This window comes from Pseudomonas kulmbachensis, assembly GCF_963681935.1.
In the GTDB taxonomy this organism is placed as follows: domain Bacteria; phylum Pseudomonadota; class Gammaproteobacteria; order Pseudomonadales; family Pseudomonadaceae; genus Aquipseudomonas; species Aquipseudomonas kulmbachensis.
In genome coordinates this window covers 1493743-1510381 of the sequence record NZ_OY817088.1, presented here as the reverse complement: position 1 = coordinate 1510381, position 16639 = coordinate 1493743, and the positions used below count along the sequence as shown (strand labels likewise).

Genomic DNA, 16639 nt, shown 5'->3' with positions numbered 1-16639 from the left:
GGTCACGCACTAATTGCTGCTAACATGGGCCACCCCCTACAAATACTAGAGTCTGCGATGAGCCCAATCTGGACCCCTGACAGCTGGCGCGCCCTGCCGATCCAGCAACAACCCCACTACCCTGACGCGGCCCACCTGCTGCGCGTCGAGCAAAGCCTGGCCAGTTACCCGCCACTGGTATTTGCCGGAGAAGCCCGCGAACTGCGCCGACAGTTTGCCGAAGTCACTCAAGGTCGGGCGTTTTTACTTCAGGGCGGCGATTGCGCCGAAAGCTTTGCGGAGTTTTCAGCGGCAAAAATTCGCGACACCTTCAAGGTCCTGCTGCAAATGGCCATTGTCATGACCTTCGCGGCAGGCTGCCCGGTGGTCAAGGTCGGCCGCATGGCCGGGCAATTCGCCAAGCCGCGCTCAGCCAATGACGAAACGATCAACGGCGTGACACTGCCGGCCTATCGCGGCGATATCGTCAACGGCATCGGCTTCGATGAAAAAAGCCGGGTACCCGACCCGGAGCGTTTGCTGCAGTCCTATCACCAGTCCACTGCCACGCTGAACCTGCTGCGCGCCTTTGCCCAGGGCGGCTTTGCCGACCTGCATCAGGTACACAAGTGGAACCTGGACTTTATTGCCAACTCAGCCCTGGCTGAGAAATACAGCCAGCTGGCCAATCGCATCGACGAGACCCTGGCCTTTATGCGCGCCTGCGGCATGGACAGCTCGCCACAATTGCGCGAAACCAGCTTCTTCACTGCCCACGAAGCACTGCTGTTGAACTACGAAGAAGCCTTCGTGCGCCGCGACAGCTTGACCAACGATTACTACGATTGCTCGGCACACATGCTGTGGATCGGCGACCGCACGCGCCAACTCGACGGCGCCCACGTCGAGTTCCTGCGCGGGGTCAACAACCCGATCGGGGTCAAGGTTGGCCCGAGCATGAATAACGAGGACTTGATCCGTCTGATCGACATCCTCAACCCGGACAACGATCCGGGCCGCCTCAACCTGATCGTGCGCATGGGCGCCGACAAGGTGGGCGATCACTTGCCGCAATTGATCCGCGCCGTAGAGGGCGAAGGCAAGCAAGTGCTGTGGAGCTGCGACCCGATGCACGCTAATACCATCAAGGCCAGCAGCGGCTACAAGACCCGTGATTTCGCGCAGATCCTTGGCGAGGTGAAGCAGTTCTTCCAGGTCCACGAGGCTGAAGGCAGCTACGCAGGCGGGATTCACATCGAGATGACCGGGCAGAACGTCACCGAGTGCATCGGCGGCGCCAACCCGATTACCGAAGACGGCCTGTCGGACCGCTACCACACCCACTGCGACCCGCGCATGAACGCCGATCAGTCGCTGGAACTGGCGTTTTTGATTGCCGAGACGTTGAAACAGGTCAAACGCTGACCCCCTGCCAAATCCACAAACCCTGTGGGAGCTGGCAAGCCAGCCCCCACAGGCTATCAAGGCGAGCTTGCCTTACTTGTTAAACGGATCGTCCCAAAAAGCCCGATGGCTTTCTGCTTCGATCTCCGCCCTGCTCAACCCAAGATCTTTCAGTGCTGCATCGCTGATCCGCCTCAGGTACGCCCTTTCCCGCGACAGTTGATACCAGCGGGAAATACGGGCAATCCACCTCACTCCTGTTTGACCTTTCATCACTTGAGACCTCCTGGGGTATGGCTCAAGTCTCGACCCAGGCTTAAGATCAATCCAACGAATGTTTCTTATGCGATACATCTGCGAGATTGATCAATGGCCGAGTTCCCCAGTATCGACACCGACTTGCTGCGCACCTTTGCCGCGATCGCCGATCACGGTGGCTTTACCCGGGCCGCCGAAGTGGTCAATCGCACGCAGTCGGCGGTCAGCATGCAGATGAAACGGCTGGAAGAAGACGTGCTGCAATGTGCACTGTTCCAGCGCGAGGGGCGCAATGTCAGCCTGACCCCCGAGGGCCATGTGCTGCTCGGTTATGCGCGACGCATCCTCAAGCTGCACAGCGAAGTGTTCAACACTCTGCGCCAGCCGCATATGGTGGGCACGGTCAAAATCGGTTCGCCAGATGACTATGTGATGCGCTTTTTGCCCGGAGTGTTGTCGCGTTTTGCACAGGATTACCCACTGATCAACGTCGAAGTGCATTGCGAGCCGTCAGCCCTGCTGCTGCAACGCAACGATCTGGACCTGACCATCGTGACCCGCAAGCCCGGTAGCGAAATCGGCCAGATCCTGCGTCAGGAACGTTTTGTCTGGATGGTGGCCCAAGGCTTTGCGCCCCACGAACAAGCGATTTTGCCGCTGGCGATGTTCAATACCGACTGTTTTTGCCGGACCTGGGCCTGCAATGCGCTGGATGTTCAGCAGCGCGAATACCGGGTCGCGTATACCAGCGCCAGCCTCGCGGCGATTAACGCCGTGGTCAGTACCGGGCTGGCCGTGACCGCCCAGCTGGAAAGCCTGCTGACTCCCGACCTGCGGATTATTGGCGAGGCAGAGAACCTGCCGCAGCTACCCTCCGCCAGCATTGAACTGCTACGCAAACCCAACAGCGCGTCGTCGCCCATCATCGAGTGCTTTGCCGAGTACATCGTCGAAGGCTTCAAGCTTTGATCGCGAGCAACCCCGCACACACCAGCAAAAAGGCACAGTACCAGCCGCGCAACATGCGCTCGGGCATCGCATGAGCGAGCTTGACCCCCCAACTGATGCTCAACAGACCACCGATGGCCATTGGCACACCCATGACCCAGTTGACCTCGTCATGCACCGCGTACGTCAATAACGTGACGGCGGTGCTCGGCGCGGCCAAGGCCAGCGACAGGCCCTGAGCCACAATTTGCGAGGTGCCGAACACGCTCGTCAGCACTGGCGCAGCCACCACCGCCCCGCCGACACCAAACAGCCCGCCCGTGGTCCCCGCCAGAACGCCCAGCGCACCATACCAAGGCCAGCCGTAGCGTGAACCGGCCACCGGCTGTGCGGACGAGCTGTACAGCTTGATCAGGTTGTACAGGGTAATTGCCAGTAGAAAGCCGATAAAGCCCCAGCGAATACTGCGTGGATCCACACCCACCGCGAGCATTGCCCCGAGCCAGGCGAAACAAAAACTCATCAGCACCAGCGGCACGGCCTGACGCAGATCGATCTTGTTGCGCTGGTGATAGCGATACAGGGCGAGAAACACATTGGGCACCGACATGACCAGCGCAGTACCTTGCGCCAACTGCTGGTCCAGCCCGAACCACAACCCCAATACCGGGATCGCGATCAAGCCGCCGCCTATCCCGAACAACCCGCCCATCGCCCCCAGGGCAAGACCCAGGGCGGTATACATTGCAAAATCGATCAGCATTGCAGCCCCTCTTTGTGAGCGCCCATGCTAACCAGTCACTGACCCGGGGCAAAGCTCTAAACCGGGGCTTTTTCACGGGTAAAAAAAAGCCCGACCATAAGGCCGGGCTTTTTCAGCGTGCGGTTAACGCAAGGTTTAAACCTTGGCGCGGCCCTTGTAGGAACCACCGTCACGGGTATCGATTTCGATCCAGTCGCCGATTTCAACGAAATCTGCAACGCTCAGCTCGGTACCGTTTTTCAGTTTGGCAGGCTTCATCACCTTGCCCGAAGTGTCGCCGCGAGCGGAACCTTCGGTGTAGTCAACCTGACGCACGATAGTGGTCGGCAGCTCTACGGATACCAGACGGTCTTCGAAGAAGATCGCTTCGCAAACGTCGGTCATGCCTTCTTCAACGAATGGCAGAACAGCTTCGATGTCTTCAGCGTTCAGCTCGTACATGGTGTAGTCAGTGGTGTCCATGAACGTGTAGGTGTCGCCGCTGATGAAGGACAGGGTCGCTTCTTTGCGATCCAGGATCACGTCTTCCAGCTTGTCGTCAGCGCTGTATACGATTTCAGTCTTGTAGCCAGTCAGCAGGTTTTTCAGCTTGGTCTTCATGATTGCGCTGTTACGACCGGACTTGGTGAATTCAGCTTTCTGAACCAACCAAGGGTCGTTTTCGAGCTTGATGACTGTACCGGGTTTAAGCTCTTTACCAGTTTTCATTACGAATATCCGAATTTGGATTGAGATTTACAAAAATCTAGGCCGCGTATCATATCCAATTTCTATAAAACAGTACTAGCGCTTGCGCAAGATCGGCCTGCAATGACTGTTCCAGACACCAGCGCTCGGCATGCGCAGTGATCTCTGGCCAGTGTTCAAGCAGCAAATTCCAGCTTTGTGCCATATCGCCGCCGCTATTCCAGGCGTGCCACATGCCGGTAAATGCCTGGGCTGCGGCGGGTGAAAGGTCTTTGACATACAAAGCGAGGAACGCGTTGAGCTTGACCCAGTGCGCATCCTCTTCCTGCTCATAAATGTGCCAAAGCAGCGGGCGACCCGCCCATTGCGCCCGCACAAAAGAGTCTTCGCCGCGTACCGCGTTGAAATCACAGCTCCATAACAGGTGGTCGTAATCCTCCTGACGGACGAACGGCAAGGTCTGAACGGTCAAGGCTCCACGCTGTTCGACAGACCCCAGGGCCAGTTGGTCGACGCCGAGCCAGCGCAGCAAATCACCCATGATCCGCCCCTGCGGCACCAGCAGATGGGTCGGAACGCTGCCAGCTGCCATCGCATCCAGCCAACTGGCCAACCCGGTGTTTTCATAGGCAAACAAGGACACCAGGCGCGCATTACTGGCCGGAAAAACTCCCAGCCCCTGCAAAAATGCCTGCCTGGCCTGCGGGTCCTGCTCAAAGGCGCGACGACGTTGCAACACATCGGCTTCGCGCAGCAGGCCGCCGGTCCCTGCGTCAAACCCCGGAAAGAAGAACATCCGCTTCAGTCCATCGGGCCGCATGGAAGGCAAGCCGTGACAACCGCTGACCCAGTCTTCGGCACTCAAGTACTCGAGGTTGATCCACAATGCAGGCGTTGCACGGGCCTTCATCGCCTGCAAATAGCCTTCAGGCAGTTTGCAGGCGAAGGCCTCGACCACCACGTCAGCGACATCGGTCGGCTGCCACTGCTCTGGCCACTGGCACACCTCGACCCCCTGCTGCCATTGGCGCGCAGCATTGACATCCGCCTCGGGGCACAACGGCACGAACGCCCGCAGATCATCGACCCACAGCCGCACGCCCAGCTGATGTTCGGCCACCAATTGCCGGGCCAGGCGCCAGGTCACACCAATGTCGCCGTAGTTATCGACCACACTGCAAAAAACATCCCAGGAGGCTTTCATTCCGGGCTCCAACATTCAAAGGGCTGATTGTCCGCATAATTCAACGCGTACAGAAGGTTTAAGGCGGATTTATCTGTGCGGTACTCGTGCGACAATCGCCGCTCGTCTCAATTAAGCCACGACCCATGAACAAGACCGCTGTGCACCTGCTGATGCTGGAAAAACTCGAAATCGACCTCGATGTGCTCCAGCGCGCAGCGCAAACCGCCTACGAAGCTGCAACCCACGCGGAAAACATCGCCGAGAACAAGTACGACACTCTTGGGCTTGAAGCCTCGTATCTGGCAACAGGTCAGGCACGCCGGGTTGAAGAAATTCGTCAGGCGCTGAAAAACTGCCGGGCCATGCCGCTTGCTCCATACAACCCGGCGCAGGGTATTCAAATCGGGGCGCTGGTCCATCTGGAGGCCGAAAACGGCAGTGAGCAGTGGCTATTCCTGGCTCCGGATGCCGCCGGGCTCAAGCTCGACCACGACGGGCACACGGTCACCGTCATCACCCCACGTTCACCGCTGGGTGCAGCCTTGCTGGGCAAACAGCTGGATGACGAGGTGCAGATCAACGTTGGCGGGGCGGTGCAAATATCCAGCGTCTGCGAAACGCTCTAGGCAACTAATGTGGGAGCGGGCTTGCTCGCGATGGTATCGACTCGATCACTCATCTAAACCGCGTCGCCTGAATCGCGAGCAAGCCCGCTCCCACGGGTTTTGCGTAAAGCTTACTTGGCAGCCATCATGCGATTCACTTCGCTGCGCACCATGTTGGCGTATTCAGGCGGCGACATGGCGTCCAGCTCCGAGCGCACCCATTCAGCCCATTTGCCCTTGCGCTTGGCGCGCTCACCGAACAAACGCGCCGCATCCCCTTTGGCCTTGCCCAGGTTGCTCTGCCAAAGGTCATACAAACGGGATTTTTCATCTTCAAGCGCAGCACGCTCAGCGAGAGGCTTGTTGGCGAGGTTGAAGCTCATGAGAATTTCCTGCGGCGTAAATTAGGTGACATCTTACACCCTACAAAGAAGTGTCTCAGCCCGGTTTTTGACTACGCTGTCAGCTCAGAACACCATCCGACTCAAAACAGATGCAACTTTTTAGCATTGGGTTGACTCCATTAGTCATCACACTTTTAACCTGCAAGGAGTACCGCAATGGCTCGAAAAAATGCCGTACAAGCTGAAGATCAAATCAAGGATCAAGCGTTCAGCGAGCTGCAAGAATTGATTGCCGAATCTGAAAAACTGCTCAAGGACAGCGTGTCCCTGGTCGGCGAAGAGGGCGAGACACTGCGTGCACAAGTGAGCCTGAAGCTTAAGCAGGCGCTGGACTCAGTCACCAATGTGCGTGAACGCACCAAGCCCGTGGTCGATGCCACAGAAAACTATATCGGTGGCCATCCGTGGCAAACCGTGGCCATCTCGGCCGGTTTCGGCCTGGTAGTGGGCCTGCTGCTGGGCCGTCGCAACTAAGCCACTCGCGACCTTTATAAAGCAAAGCCCCTGGCGGTCATGGTCAGGGGCTTTGTCGTTTAAAAATTAAAACTCTCGACATATTCAGTGACATTAAGCGCAAGCATTCTGATACTTCGCGGCATTCCCCATGCCAACGAGACAGTCAATGTCCGCTTCTATAACTGCTACCAAACCCTTGAGTACAGCCCTGATTCTGCTGATGGCCACCGCCACCGGCCTGGCTGTCGCCAGCAACTATTACGCCCAACCCCTGCTGCACACCATCGCCCAGGAACTGGGCCTGAGTATGAGCAGCGCCGGTACGGTGGTCATCACTGCACAGCTGAGCTACGGCGCTGGCCTGTTGCTGCTGGTGCCGCTGGGCGATCTGTTCGAGCAACGCCGACTGATCGTCACCATGACCGTGCTCAGCGCCCTGGGCCTGCTCTTAAGCGCCTTTGCGCCGTCACTGACCTGGCTGTTGATCGGTACGGCGATAACCGGGCTTTTTTCAGTGTCGGCACAAGTGCTGGTGCCAATGGCCGCCAGCCTGACCGACCCGTTAAGTCGCGGCCGGGTGGTCGGCACTCTGATGAGCGGTCTGCTCCTGGGCATCCTGCTGGCCCGAACGGTGGCGGGCGCTCTGTCTTCGGCAGGCGACTGGCGAACCATTTATCTGGTGGCGGCGGCCTTGATGCTGGTCAGTGCCATCTCCCTGTTTTGCGCCCTGCCCAACCATCACCAGAGCGCGGGCCTGAGCTACCCGAAACTGCTGGGGTCGGTATTCAAACTGTTTGTCGAAGAACCGGTATTGCGCCTGCGGGCACTGCTGGGGCTGCTGACCTTCTCGCTATTTGCCCTGTTCTGGACACCGCTGGCCTTTCTGCTGGCTGTGCCGCCCTACAGCTACTCGGATGCCGTTATCGGGCTGTTCGGCCTGGCGGGCGCCGTTGGCGCAGTAGCCGCAAACTGGGCCGGGCGCATGGCCGATCGCGGCAAAGGCCAACTGGCCACTACCGTCGGTCTGCTGGCCCTGCTGGCGTGCTGGCTGCCCATGGCGTTTGCCGGCCATTCGTTGATCGCCTTGCTGATCGGCGTACTGGCGCTGGATTTTGCCGTGCAACTGGTCCACGTCAGCAACCAGAATGCGGTGTTCAAAGTGCGCCCAGCAGCCCGTAACCGCCTGAATGCCGGATATATCACCTGCTATTTCATTGGTGGCGCAATGGGTTCGCTGGTAGGCGCGCAGACCTATCCGGTGTATGGCTGGGACGGCATCGTGGTCGTCGGCGCAGTGGTCGCGACGCTGGCACTGGCGGTCTGGGGCTACAGCCTGCAACGCGAAAGCAAGCTGCAAGCCGTCGAATAAGCGCTCATATGGCGCTTTTCATCGTAATGCGAAATCGCTAGCATGCGAAAAACGCCCTGACGATCCGAGACGCCATATGATCCCTAAAGAATCCCGTAATGAACTGGCCCTGGATACTTTTATCAAGGCGCACCCTGAACTGATCGAAGAAATGAAAGAGCTGAGCGCAGAGGACCGCCAGCAGCAGATTTTGTGGGCTTTTGAAGATGAAGCCGAAAGTCGCGGCCTGGAGGCCTGGGAGCTGGCACTGGAACTGATCGCCCGTTCACCTGAGGAACTCAAGAGCATGCGCCTTGAAGTGCACCAGGAAGTTGCCGAAGCACTGGACATGAGCTGGGAAGAGTATTGCGGTTTCAACGAAATCGCCGTCTGAACCAACCTGCCCCACAAACAACGCCCGGTCGATCACTCTCCGGGCGTTTTTTTGTTCAAAGTTCAGGATTTGTGATGGGCATCCACCAGCTTTTTGGCCATCACCAGATGCATTTCAAGTTTGGGCAAATATTTTTCGGCCAGTGCCTGCAACTCGGGCGAGTCAGAGCTGCTGGCTTGCTGCTTGAACAGCTCAATGACCTCTTCATGGGTTTTCACCTGACTGGCCGCATAGGCCGCATCGAATGAATCCCCTTCTTGCACCTGCAGCATCAGCTTTTTGGCCTTGTCGAGGATCTGCTCGTCGCTGGCAACCTGCAGATCCTGCTTGCTGGCAATGTCCTTCAAATCCCGGTTGGCATTGGTGTAGTCCTTGATTACCTCCACGGCATAACTTTCTACGTCTGTTGAAGAGGTTTTACTGATCGCCATACGGCTGGTTTCTATCTGGGCAATCCCTGCTGCATGGGCCTCATCAACAAAGCCTGCCGGACTGGCTGCGACTGCTGTGGCCGCCACGATCAGGGAACAGACCAAGGCACAACCTGCCACGAAGCGTTTAGGGCCAATCAGGGTTTTCATAACATCCTCCAGAAAAAGGCAGGTTTATTCCCTGCACAGAATCTGAAGGCACGTAATGGCAAAGGTTTAGATGAAGTTATCTTTTCTGACGGGTGGTTGCTTCAGACAAGCTGCCGGGGCCAGGAAAAATTGGACTCTTACCAAGAGCCCCTTCACACATGGCCATGCAGTCATTTCAGCGAACCGTGAGCCATACTGTCCAGGAACACTTCCAGACACACAGGAGAAGCCTTATGGACATCTTCAGGGACATGCTCAACAACTGGGAATCCAGGTCTCAGGAATCCAGTGAGCGGGTTGAATACACCCTTGCGTTGCACAAGCATGATCTGGTCAAAATCAAGGCTTTCGCCCAGGCCTACGGGCTGGATGAGGCCACCATTACCCAAGGCCTGATCCATAGCGCGCTCCAACAAGCTGAACAGGCCATGCCATACGTGAAGGGTTCTGAGGTCATCAGGGTTGAAGAAGGCGAAGACGTTTATGCAGACGCTGGCAGAACACCTGCATTCGTGGAAGCAGAGCAAGTTTTCTCCAGAACTCTGGCGGTGAAAAGCCAGTCATCCTGAATCAAGCCTCGCAAGAGACTTGCGAACGGTGCGTACAGGTTTTTATCACCGTTGAAACTGGCTCACCCGAATGAAGGCAGGCTGGCGATCAACGCACCGTCAACGGCAACCGATCCAGAGCACAGCCGTTGCCCTTGGAGGCTGGCGGCTCGACCATCCGCAGAGGCGCTCCGGTGTCCTCGTCAAAAATCTTCACCTGGCAAGAGTCATAGGTCTCGGGGTTTTCAATAATGCCGCCCTTGATCACATAGCGAGCCCCCGAGGCGAACTCACTGACGAATTCGATTCTGCAGGTACGGCCGGCGTTTGCCGCGCCATCCACCACTAAATGCAACGGCTTTGCCGCTTCGACAGAGATAGAGCCTGCTGGCCGGGAGGTTTTGTCGCGCACGGCGAACAATTGCCGGCCCGGCTTCACTGCCACTGTCCGGCCGTACTTGCAGCCCACAATCGGAGCCTCGGTCAGGGTCAGGTAGTTGCGATAATTGCTCAACGCGTCCATTTCACTGCGGATCTGCGCCTGGGGTGCGCCGGCTGGGGGCGTGTAGTGCTGGACCTGTGCGCAGCCTGCGGTCAGCAACAACAGCATGCCAAGTGGGAGCAGCTTCATAATCGTCTAAATCCATTTGAGTTCGAGTGGGAGCACTCAATGGGACGGCCGATGCATTCAGTCGTCCTTGATGATTGCCAGGGCCAGATAGTAACGCAGAGCACGCTACTGCGCTTCTTCAGCCAGACCGAGCCGCCTGAATCGCGAGCAAGCCCGCTCCCACAAGGTACTTGGAGCCCTCGGGCCAGCATCAATCCTGATAACCCGGCGCAATACGATCAAGCATTCGCAGTAACGCAGCCCAAGCCAGTTGCATGGCGTCCGGGTCGTCCAACTCGCCCTCCTCCAGCGGCCTGCCGGGGTCGTTGAACTGGCGCTCGGTGTATTCGCAAATATCGGCGGCGGGTAAAACCAACTCACCGGCAGCCATCGCGGCCAGCTGGATTTCGCAGGCTTTATCCAGGTAATACATGCGCAAAAAGGCCTGACTCACAGTTTCACCAACGGTCAGCAAACCGTGATTACGCAGGATCAGCACAGGCTTGTCGCCCATGTCCTGCACCAGCCGCTGCTGCTCGCTCAGGTCCAACGCCACACCTTCATAGTCGTGATACGCGACACGGCCATAGAACTCCATCGAAATCTGGTTGACCGGTAGCAGGCCACACTGCAATGCCGCCACGGCACACCCGGACCTGGTATGGGTATGCAGCACGCAATGGGCGTCTTCACGGGCGCCGTGTATGGCGCTGTGGATCACAAAACCTGCCGGGTTGACCGGGTACGGCGACGGTTCCACGGCATGGCCTTGCAGGTCTATCTTGACCAGGTTGGATGCCGTGATTTCCTCGAACATCAGCCCGTACGGGTTGATCAGAAAGTGATGTTCAGGCCCCGGCAATCGCACCGAGATGTGGGTAAAGATCAGATCGGTCATGCGAAAGTGCGCGATCAGTCGATAACACGCCGCCAGTTGCTCACGTAAATGCTGTTCTACCGGGTTCATGTCCGCTCATCCTCTGTGATTTTGCATGCCTGCAACCCACGCTCCAAAGCATCCCAGCCATCGAAGCCACGACGAGCAATAAACACCAACCGGCTTACGTTGGCCATTGCTTCATCGGTGGCGGGCAAAAACTGACTGCGGCTGCCAACATGCTGCAACCAGTGCGCCGAGCTGCTCTGGGCCAATACCATCAGGCCCTTGACCCGGAAAACATCACTGGGCAACGCCTGCAACCAGCCGCGCAAGCGCTCGATATTGAGGGTAGCGGTCTGCTGCCATGTCCGGCTGCTGAGCATTTCACTGTGATCGTCGCGGGACACGGGAGTTAGCGGTTTGGCCCCTCGCGGTTCAGGCTCCGAATCCAGCCAGAGCGCATCAGGCTGCGCGAAACTACAACGTGAGGTACCGGGATATAAGAGAGTGACTAACCAGTCATTATTAATGTTTGGCTTGCTTACACCGAAAACAATTATTCATCAAAATAAAAAACTGCCAATACAAGTATCCATCCTAAGTTGCTACCCCCCTACCGATGCTTTGCTAAAAACAAAACCTTATTAAGCTCAACATATAAGCTGTTTTGTCAGACAATACGACATTTTATATATCCACTCGTCAGATCAAACTCCCGAAAACATTTAAAACTTGCCCTAAATTTTATCTGTGCTTTGCTAGTGAAGCCAACCTGCCCCATCGTCTTCAAAGGATGAAGTGATGAATAACACACATACAATATCAACCAGCCCTCTATCAAAAACAGAGCAAGAGTCAATCAACGACATCACGCAAAAAATTACACAACACAGTAACGAACTGCGCAAACGGTACAGCCTGCTAGGTTATCAGAACGTCATAGGTGCCAGTGTGATGACACTGTCCGTGACGGGGATGGTGATCATGGGCGCGCTGTATATAAAAGGCATAATACCCGGCTGGCTGTGCATTCTGGTCAATGCCTTACTGACCTCGCTCATACACGAACTTGAACATGACTTGATCCACCGCCTGTATTTCAGAAAGCAACCCTTAGCACACAACCTGATGATGCTGCTTTGCTGGATAACTCGCCCAGGAATGCCCAGCCCTTGGTTAAGGCGTGAGCTGCACTTTCACCACCACAAAGAGTCGGGCACAGATACCGATGTTGAAGCATGGATTACTACCAGCGGCAGCACATGGGGTGCAAAGAGGTTTTTAAAACTTATTGACGGCTTTGTATTTGGTATTGTGAATGCCTTGTTCGCACCTACCTGGCGAGAAAAGATCAGATTGACAGTCAAGGTACTTCGCTTGAATGCGCCTATGGGGCTCCTGTACTGGGGCTGCTGGTATATATTCCTGGGGTATCACCTGTACACATGGGCAAGCTCCCTTATGGGCATTGCCTATCAGCCATCACCAACCACTTCAATGCTGATGAACGTGATCAATAGCGCGGTGGTTATCATCGTAGCGCCAAATATCATACGTCAGTTCTGCCTGTTCTTTATTAGCTCCAACATTCATTATTATGGCGACGTGACACCACGCAATCCCTTGCAGCAAACCCAAGTCATGAACCATTGGTGGTTGTGGCCATTCCAGTTGTTTTGCTTCAATTTTGGCAGCACACACTGCATTCATCATTTCGTGGTCAGAGACCCGTTCTACCTTCGTCAAATGACAGCGCCCTTTGCCCATAAGGTACTCGCTGAGCACGGTGTGCGCTTTAATGACTTTGGCACCTATAAACGCGCTAACCGCTACAACTTTACTCAGCCGGAGTCTTGAATAAAAAACCTTCTCACTGTCTGTTTACTCAGTCATCGAGTATCACCACCGAAAACACCAAACACGGACCGTTATCACTCGTCAACTTTCAGGCGACTGCCTTAACTGACGAGTTAAACAATAGCGTAACTTCAATCGCAGGGAGTCTTAAGCATGGAAGCCAAGGGAATATGTACACCGGAGTTTGAAGGCGTCAAACGGGCTTTTGAATCCATCTTTAATGATCCGCAGGAACGAGGGGGAGGACTTTGCGTCAAGATCGGTGATGAGACCGTTATAGATGTATGGGCAGGCTCGTCGGATCTAGAAGGTAAAAAAGCCTGGAACAAAGATACATTGGTCAATACATTTTGCACGGTCAAACCGTTCGCGGCGGTGGCTGCATTGATGCTGGTTGAGAAAGGGAAATTAGAACTGGACATCCCGGTGGCTCATTATTGGCCTGAGTTCGCACAAGGCGATAAAGGTGAAGTGACCCTGCGGCATGTGATGAGCCATACCTCCGGGATTCCCGCTTTGAGATTCCCGGACCACAATCCCAAGATGTATGACTGGGAACATATGGTTCAAGTACTGGCTGCTGAACCGTTATGGTGGCAGCCCGGGACCGAACTTGGCTATGGAACTACAACCTATGGCTGGATCCTCGGGGAGTTGATTCAGCGAACTGACGGGCGCACCCCTTGCACCTTTATCCGAGAGGAAATAACCCAGCCCCATGGACTGGAAGTTCATCTTGGCGTGGAAGAGAACAATTTTTACCGCATCGCCCACTTTAACGCCGCCAAAGGCCGAACAGGCGACCCTTACTCCAGGAACTTACGAGCAGTGGTTGCTGCTGATTCAGAAGATATCTCGACGCTTGCATTTACCAATCCAGGCATGACGCCCAAGCGATCATCTGATCCCAGGTGGTGGGCCTTTCAGCAGCCCGGCGCAAGCTCACACAGCACGGCAGGTGGACTGGCCGGTTTTTACAGCGCATTGCTGGCCGGGCGCTTGATCGGCAAAGAGATGCTGAATGAGTTCACCAAGGAGCACAGCAACGGCATAGACCGTATCTGGAAGCGGCCAATGCGTTATGGCTTGGGTTGCATGATGGAACAGAAGGCCGATCCGGATGCTACACACTGCATGGGGCCCAACACCTTTGGTCATATAGGCCTTGGCGGTCCAATTGCCTTCGCCGACGCTGAACGAGACATCAGCTTCAGCTTTGTGACAACCACATCGGGTGGTCACACGATGATTGATCCACGTGCCCAGAACCTGGCAGCTCTGGCTTACGCCGCGTTCTAGGCGTTCACGGATTGAAGCCTCCACAGCCTGATAGAAATAACGCGCCTGCTTGCCCCAGGCGCGTGCTGCTTAGTGCATCGCCACACCATCCAGCGACTTGTCGACATACGCCTTGGCCAGCTCCACCAAATGCGCTACCGACAACACCAGATCGCGCTGCATACCGCTCAAGCCACTCCCCGCCTCACTCGCCGAAGCACCCGCGCAGCGCAACAAGTCTGACGCTTGGGCCAAAGCCGCTTCTAAATTGACACTGTTCGGGATGGCAAACATCGCCGCGCCCATGGGGCGAGCAGGCATATGGCTTTGCAGGTAGAAATCGAGCGCACGATCAGCGGCGGCACGGTCCAGCGACTGTGTATCGCACTGAGCAGCATCTTGCAGGGTAAAAGAAGGTGGATCGGGGGTGATCTTTTTCATGGGTCAACTCCAGATGCGTCCAAAGGAGCTGCCACTTGTCGCGACTAAACGAAGGGGTGGCAGCCGTACGCAGGTTAGTCGACCGGTGCATCTGGAAACCGGCGCGCCCAAAGGCGCCCTGCGCACGGCCACCATAGAAGGTGGGCCAAAAAAAGCGCCTCTCTAGGGTGGCGCTGATGCGCCAGATGGCAAACCGGGCGACTAAACCCGACCGCTGATTTTGCAGCGATGGGCCGAGACTATTCCCCGATTTGGGCAGGCGCAAGCGAGCGGGATTCTCTCGGAAGCTTCACTGGATTGAAAGCGAAACGTCGTACGAAAGTCCTGATTTACGCTAGCTAATCTCACATAACTGATCGCCTCACGGCGGGGTTTAATCCTTGGAGGCAATGTGAGTTATCTAAAATCTTCAACCACCGAATGGCGCTTGCATAGCAATGTGAAAAACGACAACGCAATGACAAATATCATTACAGGAGTCAAGTTCATGGCCTCTATCAACATCCGCGTGGACGATGAACTCAAAGCCCGCGCCTATCAGGAACTTGAACGCCTGCGCAAGTTGCCCGACTGCTATCAGCTTTGGATTCAACCGGTCGACGCTACACAACTACAACATTCGGAGTAAGCAGAAGGAGTGTTGCCGCATTGTGCGGTGCTCGGCGATTGCGCTGGCAACCGCAGCTGGTGAACGGTTCGCAGCTTGTACATCCATACTTCGTTCAACCCCGAAGTGTACGCCCACTTAGACTCCATACTGCGGCAACAGTATTCGAAGGAGCGGGCTAATGAGGCCGTCTTTTTTTGGTAACAAGGTAGTCGTTGCGACATTTGTGATGGCCGTATTCGGCTGGGGCATTGGTTTCTACGGCCCACCAATTTTCATGTACGCAGTCATGCAGAGTACCGGTTGGTCGCTGGCCATGTGCTCCGCTGCGGTTACAGTACACTTTCTGTCTGGTACGTTGGTGGTGGTGAACCTACCTGGCTTTTATAGACATGCAGGCGTTCCTTTAGTCACGCTTGCTGGCGTGATCATTCTCTCGATCGGAGTGTACGGTTGGTCCATTGCCACTCAACCTTATCAGCTATTTATTGCCGCAACGCTTAGCGGCTTCGGTTGGGTAACGATGGGGGCCGCCGCAGTCAATGCAGTAATCTCTCCTTGGTTCGTGAAGAGGCGGCCAGATGCATTAGCCAAGGCTTACAATGGCGCGAGCCTCGGCGGTGTGATCTTCTCATCTGCCTGGGTCTACTTGATTAGCACATTTGGCTTCACTAATGCGGCGATAGGCACGGGGATCCTGTCCGTAGCGGTAATGGCTGGACTCTCATTCATGGTGTTCAACATCCGACCCGAACAACTCGGCCAATACCCCGATGGGGCGTCTCACGAGCTATGCGAACTTCAGCAGTCGTCTAGCCCCTCAGCGATAATGCTGAGAGTAAACAGGCAGTTCCTTACCCTGGCGGCGGCAATGTCCCTAGGCTTGTTCGCGCAAATTGGCCTGGTTAGCCAACTTTTTTTGATGTTGACCAACCATGTTGCAGCACAAACCGCAGGCCTGGCCATAGGCGTGGCGACTACAAGCGCTATAGCCGGTAGGTACCTGGCCACTTGGCTGATGGGGAGAAATATCAACCGCCGCACGGTTGCCTGTATCAATTACGGCTGCCAACTTGCCGGATGTGTGAGCTTGATCGGTTTGAGTGCATTTCCTGCGTTGCTATGGGTAGGCATGATCCTTTTCGGCATTGGTATTGGCAATGCAACATCGCTGCCGCCGCTAATCGCTCAGGCAGAGTTCCCGCGCTACCAAGTTCATCGTGTGGTTACGCTGATTGTGGCGATCGCACAGGGCTGCTATGCGTTTGCACCGGTGGTTTTTGGTGGGGTGAAATCTTTGATGGGCGGGGCGTACGGGGAATTGTCTCTGCTGGTTGTCGCAGGGTGCATTCAGGGACTGGGGTTGGTGGCGCTGCTTTTGGGCAGAAAAACTGACAGATGCTGA

At 55.9% G+C, this 16639-nt stretch carries 20 protein-coding genes and 1 pseudogene; 11 read left to right on the top strand and 10 right to left on the bottom strand.

Going from position 1 to position 16639, the window contains the following annotated elements; translation table 11 throughout:
• Positions 1-57: 57 nt before the first annotated feature.
• Positions 58-1404: a class II 3-deoxy-7-phosphoheptulonate synthase gene (locus tag U5A05_RS07070; RefSeq protein ID WP_261741411.1), complete on the top strand. Its 1347-nt coding sequence runs from the start codon at positions 58-60 to the stop codon at positions 1402-1404.
• 72 nt (positions 1405-1476) lie between these two features.
• Here the strand turns inward: U5A05_RS07070 and U5A05_RS07065 are convergent, their stop codons facing one another.
• The gene (locus tag U5A05_RS07065) at positions 1477-1656 is read right to left on the bottom strand and encodes a DUF1127 domain-containing protein (protein WP_321836491.1); all 180 of its coding nucleotides are present in this window, start codon (positions 1654-1656) and stop codon (positions 1477-1479) included.
• Between the two features lie 96 nt (positions 1657-1752).
• Between U5A05_RS07065 and U5A05_RS07060 the strand changes: the two genes are divergently transcribed.
• Positions 1753-2610: a LysR substrate-binding domain-containing protein gene (locus U5A05_RS07060; protein ID WP_261741410.1), complete on the top strand. Its 858-nt coding sequence runs from the start codon at positions 1753-1755 to the stop codon at positions 2608-2610.
• Here the strand turns inward: U5A05_RS07060 and U5A05_RS07055 are convergent.
• The 3 genes from U5A05_RS07055 to earP form a co-directional block, all read right to left on the bottom strand.
• Positions 2600-3352: a sulfite exporter TauE/SafE family protein gene (locus U5A05_RS07055; protein ID WP_261741409.1), complete on the bottom strand. Its 753-nt coding sequence runs from the start codon at positions 3350-3352 to the stop codon at positions 2600-2602. The genes U5A05_RS07060 and U5A05_RS07055 overlap by 11 nt on opposite strands.
• A 135-nt stretch (positions 3353-3487) precedes the next feature.
• Complete coding sequence (locus U5A05_RS07050) at positions 3488-4060, bottom strand: elongation factor P (RefSeq protein WP_016780001.1); 573 nt, start codon at positions 4058-4060, stop codon at positions 3488-3490.
• A 49-nt stretch (positions 4061-4109) separates the two neighbouring features.
• Positions 4110-5243 carry an elongation factor P maturation arginine rhamnosyltransferase EarP gene (earP, locus tag U5A05_RS07045; RefSeq protein WP_321836008.1) on the bottom strand — a complete coding sequence of 378 codons (1134 nt, stop codon included), beginning with the start codon at positions 5241-5243 and terminating at the stop codon, positions 4110-4112.
• 125 nt (positions 5244-5368) lie between these two features.
• Between earP and U5A05_RS07040 the strand changes: the two genes are divergently transcribed.
• Entirely contained in the window at positions 5369-5851 is a 483-nt protein-coding gene (locus U5A05_RS07040) for a GreA/GreB family elongation factor (protein ID WP_321836007.1), read from the top strand.
• Positions 5852-5961: 110 nt separating this feature from the next.
• On the opposite strand, the gene U5A05_RS07035 is transcribed toward U5A05_RS07040, so the two are convergent.
• The gene (locus tag U5A05_RS07035) at positions 5962-6213 is read right to left on the bottom strand and encodes a hypothetical protein (RefSeq protein WP_133077876.1); all 252 of its coding nucleotides are present in this window, start codon (positions 6211-6213) and stop codon (positions 5962-5964) included.
• A 177-nt stretch (positions 6214-6390) separates the two neighbouring features.
• On the opposite strand from U5A05_RS07035, the gene U5A05_RS07030 reads away from it, so the two are divergent.
• The 3 genes from U5A05_RS07030 (at position 6391) to U5A05_RS07020 (ending at position 8432) form a co-directional block, all read left to right on the top strand.
• Positions 6391-6708, top strand: a complete 318-nt coding sequence (locus U5A05_RS07030; protein ID WP_261741406.1) for an ElaB/YgaM/YqjD family protein — start codon at positions 6391-6393, stop codon at positions 6706-6708.
• Positions 6709-6856: 148 nt separating this feature from the next.
• Positions 6857-8059: an MFS transporter gene (locus U5A05_RS07025; protein ID WP_261741405.1), complete on the top strand. Its 1203-nt coding sequence runs from the start codon at positions 6857-6859 to the stop codon at positions 8057-8059.
• 76 nt (positions 8060-8135) lie between these two features.
• The gene (locus tag U5A05_RS07020) at positions 8136-8432 is read left to right on the top strand and encodes a DUF6388 family protein (protein WP_016779995.1); all 297 of its coding nucleotides are present in this window, start codon (positions 8136-8138) and stop codon (positions 8430-8432) included.
• 62 nt (positions 8433-8494) lie between these two features.
• Here the strand turns inward: U5A05_RS07020 and U5A05_RS07015 are convergent, their stop codons facing one another.
• Positions 8495-9013, bottom strand: a complete 519-nt coding sequence (locus U5A05_RS07015) for a DUF4142 domain-containing protein (protein ID WP_261741404.1) — start codon at positions 9011-9013, stop codon at positions 8495-8497.
• A 233-nt stretch (positions 9014-9246) separates the two neighbouring features.
• Between U5A05_RS07015 and U5A05_RS07010 the strand changes: the two genes are divergently transcribed.
• Positions 9247-9582: a hypothetical protein gene (locus tag U5A05_RS07010; RefSeq protein WP_321836006.1), complete on the top strand. Its 336-nt coding sequence runs from the start codon at positions 9247-9249 to the stop codon at positions 9580-9582.
• Between the two features lie 88 nt (positions 9583-9670).
• On the opposite strand, the gene U5A05_RS07005 is transcribed toward U5A05_RS07010, so the two are convergent.
• The 3 genes from U5A05_RS07005 to U5A05_RS06995 form a co-directional block, all read right to left on the bottom strand.
• The gene (locus U5A05_RS07005) at positions 9671-10192 is read right to left on the bottom strand and encodes a hypothetical protein (RefSeq protein WP_321836005.1); all 522 of its coding nucleotides are present in this window, start codon (positions 10190-10192) and stop codon (positions 9671-9673) included.
• A 190-nt stretch (positions 10193-10382) separates the two neighbouring features.
• Positions 10383-11138: a class II aldolase/adducin family protein gene (locus U5A05_RS07000; RefSeq protein ID WP_321836004.1), complete on the bottom strand. Its 756-nt coding sequence runs from the start codon at positions 11136-11138 to the stop codon at positions 10383-10385.
• On the bottom strand, positions 11135-11458 hold the full coding sequence (locus tag U5A05_RS06995) for a GTP-binding protein (protein ID WP_321836003.1): 324 nt from the start codon (positions 11456-11458) through the stop codon (positions 11135-11137). The genes U5A05_RS07000 and U5A05_RS06995 overlap by 4 nt, the downstream gene beginning before the upstream one ends.
• 394 nt (positions 11459-11852) lie before the next feature.
• Between U5A05_RS06995 and U5A05_RS06990 the strand changes: the two genes are divergently transcribed.
• Together U5A05_RS06990 and U5A05_RS06985 are read left to right on the top strand one after the other, a co-directional pair.
• On the top strand, positions 11853-12908 hold the full coding sequence (locus tag U5A05_RS06990; protein WP_321836002.1) for a fatty acid desaturase: 1056 nt from the start codon (positions 11853-11855) through the stop codon (positions 12906-12908).
• Between the two features lie 153 nt (positions 12909-13061).
• Positions 13062-14207 (top strand): serine hydrolase domain-containing protein, encoded by a 1146-nt coding sequence (locus U5A05_RS06985; protein WP_321836001.1) that lies wholly within the window; start codon positions 13062-13064, stop codon positions 14205-14207.
• 69 nt (positions 14208-14276) lie between these two features.
• Here the strand turns inward: U5A05_RS06985 and U5A05_RS06980 are convergent, their stop codons facing one another.
• On the bottom strand, positions 14277-14627 hold the full coding sequence (locus tag U5A05_RS06980) for a DUF6124 family protein (RefSeq protein WP_321836000.1): 351 nt from the start codon (positions 14625-14627) through the stop codon (positions 14277-14279).
• A gap of 487 nt (positions 14628-15114) precedes the next feature.
• Between U5A05_RS06980 and U5A05_RS06975 the strand changes: the two are divergent.
• Positions 15115-15195 (top strand): annotated as a pseudogene (locus U5A05_RS06975) (type II toxin-antitoxin system RelB/DinJ family antitoxin); the annotation flags it as partial.
• Positions 15196-15415: 220 nt separating this feature from the next.
• Positions 15416-16639, top strand: a complete 1224-nt coding sequence (locus U5A05_RS06970; RefSeq protein WP_321835999.1) for an MFS transporter — start codon at positions 15416-15418, stop codon at positions 16637-16639.

Coding starts and splice junctions, on each gene's coding strand:
- U5A05_RS07030 (WP_261741406.1), top strand. CDS start 6,391: ATGGCTCGAAAAAATGCCGTACAAGCTGAAGATCAAATCAAGGATCAA.
- earP (WP_321836008.1), bottom strand. CDS start 5,243: ATGAAAGCCTCCTGGGATGTTTTTTGCAGTGTGGTCGATAACTACGGC.
- U5A05_RS06990 (WP_321836002.1), top strand. CDS start 11,853: ATGAATAACACACATACAATATCAACCAGCCCTCTATCAAAAACAGAG.
- U5A05_RS06985 (WP_321836001.1), top strand. CDS start 13,062: ATGGAAGCCAAGGGAATATGTACACCGGAGTTTGAAGGCGTCAAACGG.
- U5A05_RS07025 (WP_261741405.1), top strand. CDS start 6,857: ATGTCCGCTTCTATAACTGCTACCAAACCCTTGAGTACAGCCCTGATT.
- U5A05_RS06970 (WP_321835999.1), top strand. CDS start 15,416: ATGAGGCCGTCTTTTTTTGGTAACAAGGTAGTCGTTGCGACATTTGTG.
- U5A05_RS06980 (WP_321836000.1), bottom strand. CDS start 14,627: ATGAAAAAGATCACCCCCGATCCACCTTCTTTTACCCTGCAAGATGCT.
- U5A05_RS07015 (WP_261741404.1), bottom strand. CDS start 9,013: ATGAAAACCCTGATTGGCCCTAAACGCTTCGTGGCAGGTTGTGCCTTG.
- U5A05_RS07035 (WP_133077876.1), bottom strand. CDS start 6,213: ATGAGCTTCAACCTCGCCAACAAGCCTCTCGCTGAGCGTGCTGCGCTT.
- U5A05_RS07070 (WP_261741411.1), top strand. CDS start 58: ATGAGCCCAATCTGGACCCCTGACAGCTGGCGCGCCCTGCCGATCCAG.
- U5A05_RS07065 (WP_321836491.1), bottom strand. CDS start 1,656: ATGAAAGGTCAAACAGGAGTGAGGTGGATTGCCCGTATTTCCCGCTGG.
- U5A05_RS07050 (WP_016780001.1), bottom strand. CDS start 4,060: ATGAAAACTGGTAAAGAGCTTAAACCCGGTACAGTCATCAAGCTCGAA.
- U5A05_RS07005 (WP_321836005.1), bottom strand. CDS start 10,192: ATGAAGCTGCTCCCACTTGGCATGCTGTTGTTGCTGACCGCAGGCTGC.
- U5A05_RS07010 (WP_321836006.1), top strand. CDS start 9,247: ATGGACATCTTCAGGGACATGCTCAACAACTGGGAATCCAGGTCTCAG.
- U5A05_RS07060 (WP_261741410.1), top strand. CDS start 1,753: ATGGCCGAGTTCCCCAGTATCGACACCGACTTGCTGCGCACCTTTGCC.
- U5A05_RS07020 (WP_016779995.1), top strand. CDS start 8,136: ATGATCCCTAAAGAATCCCGTAATGAACTGGCCCTGGATACTTTTATC.
- U5A05_RS07000 (WP_321836004.1), bottom strand. CDS start 11,138: ATGAACCCGGTAGAACAGCATTTACGTGAGCAACTGGCGGCGTGTTAT.
- U5A05_RS07040 (WP_321836007.1), top strand. CDS start 5,369: ATGAACAAGACCGCTGTGCACCTGCTGATGCTGGAAAAACTCGAAATC.
- U5A05_RS07055 (WP_261741409.1), bottom strand. CDS start 3,352: ATGCTGATCGATTTTGCAATGTATACCGCCCTGGGTCTTGCCCTGGGG.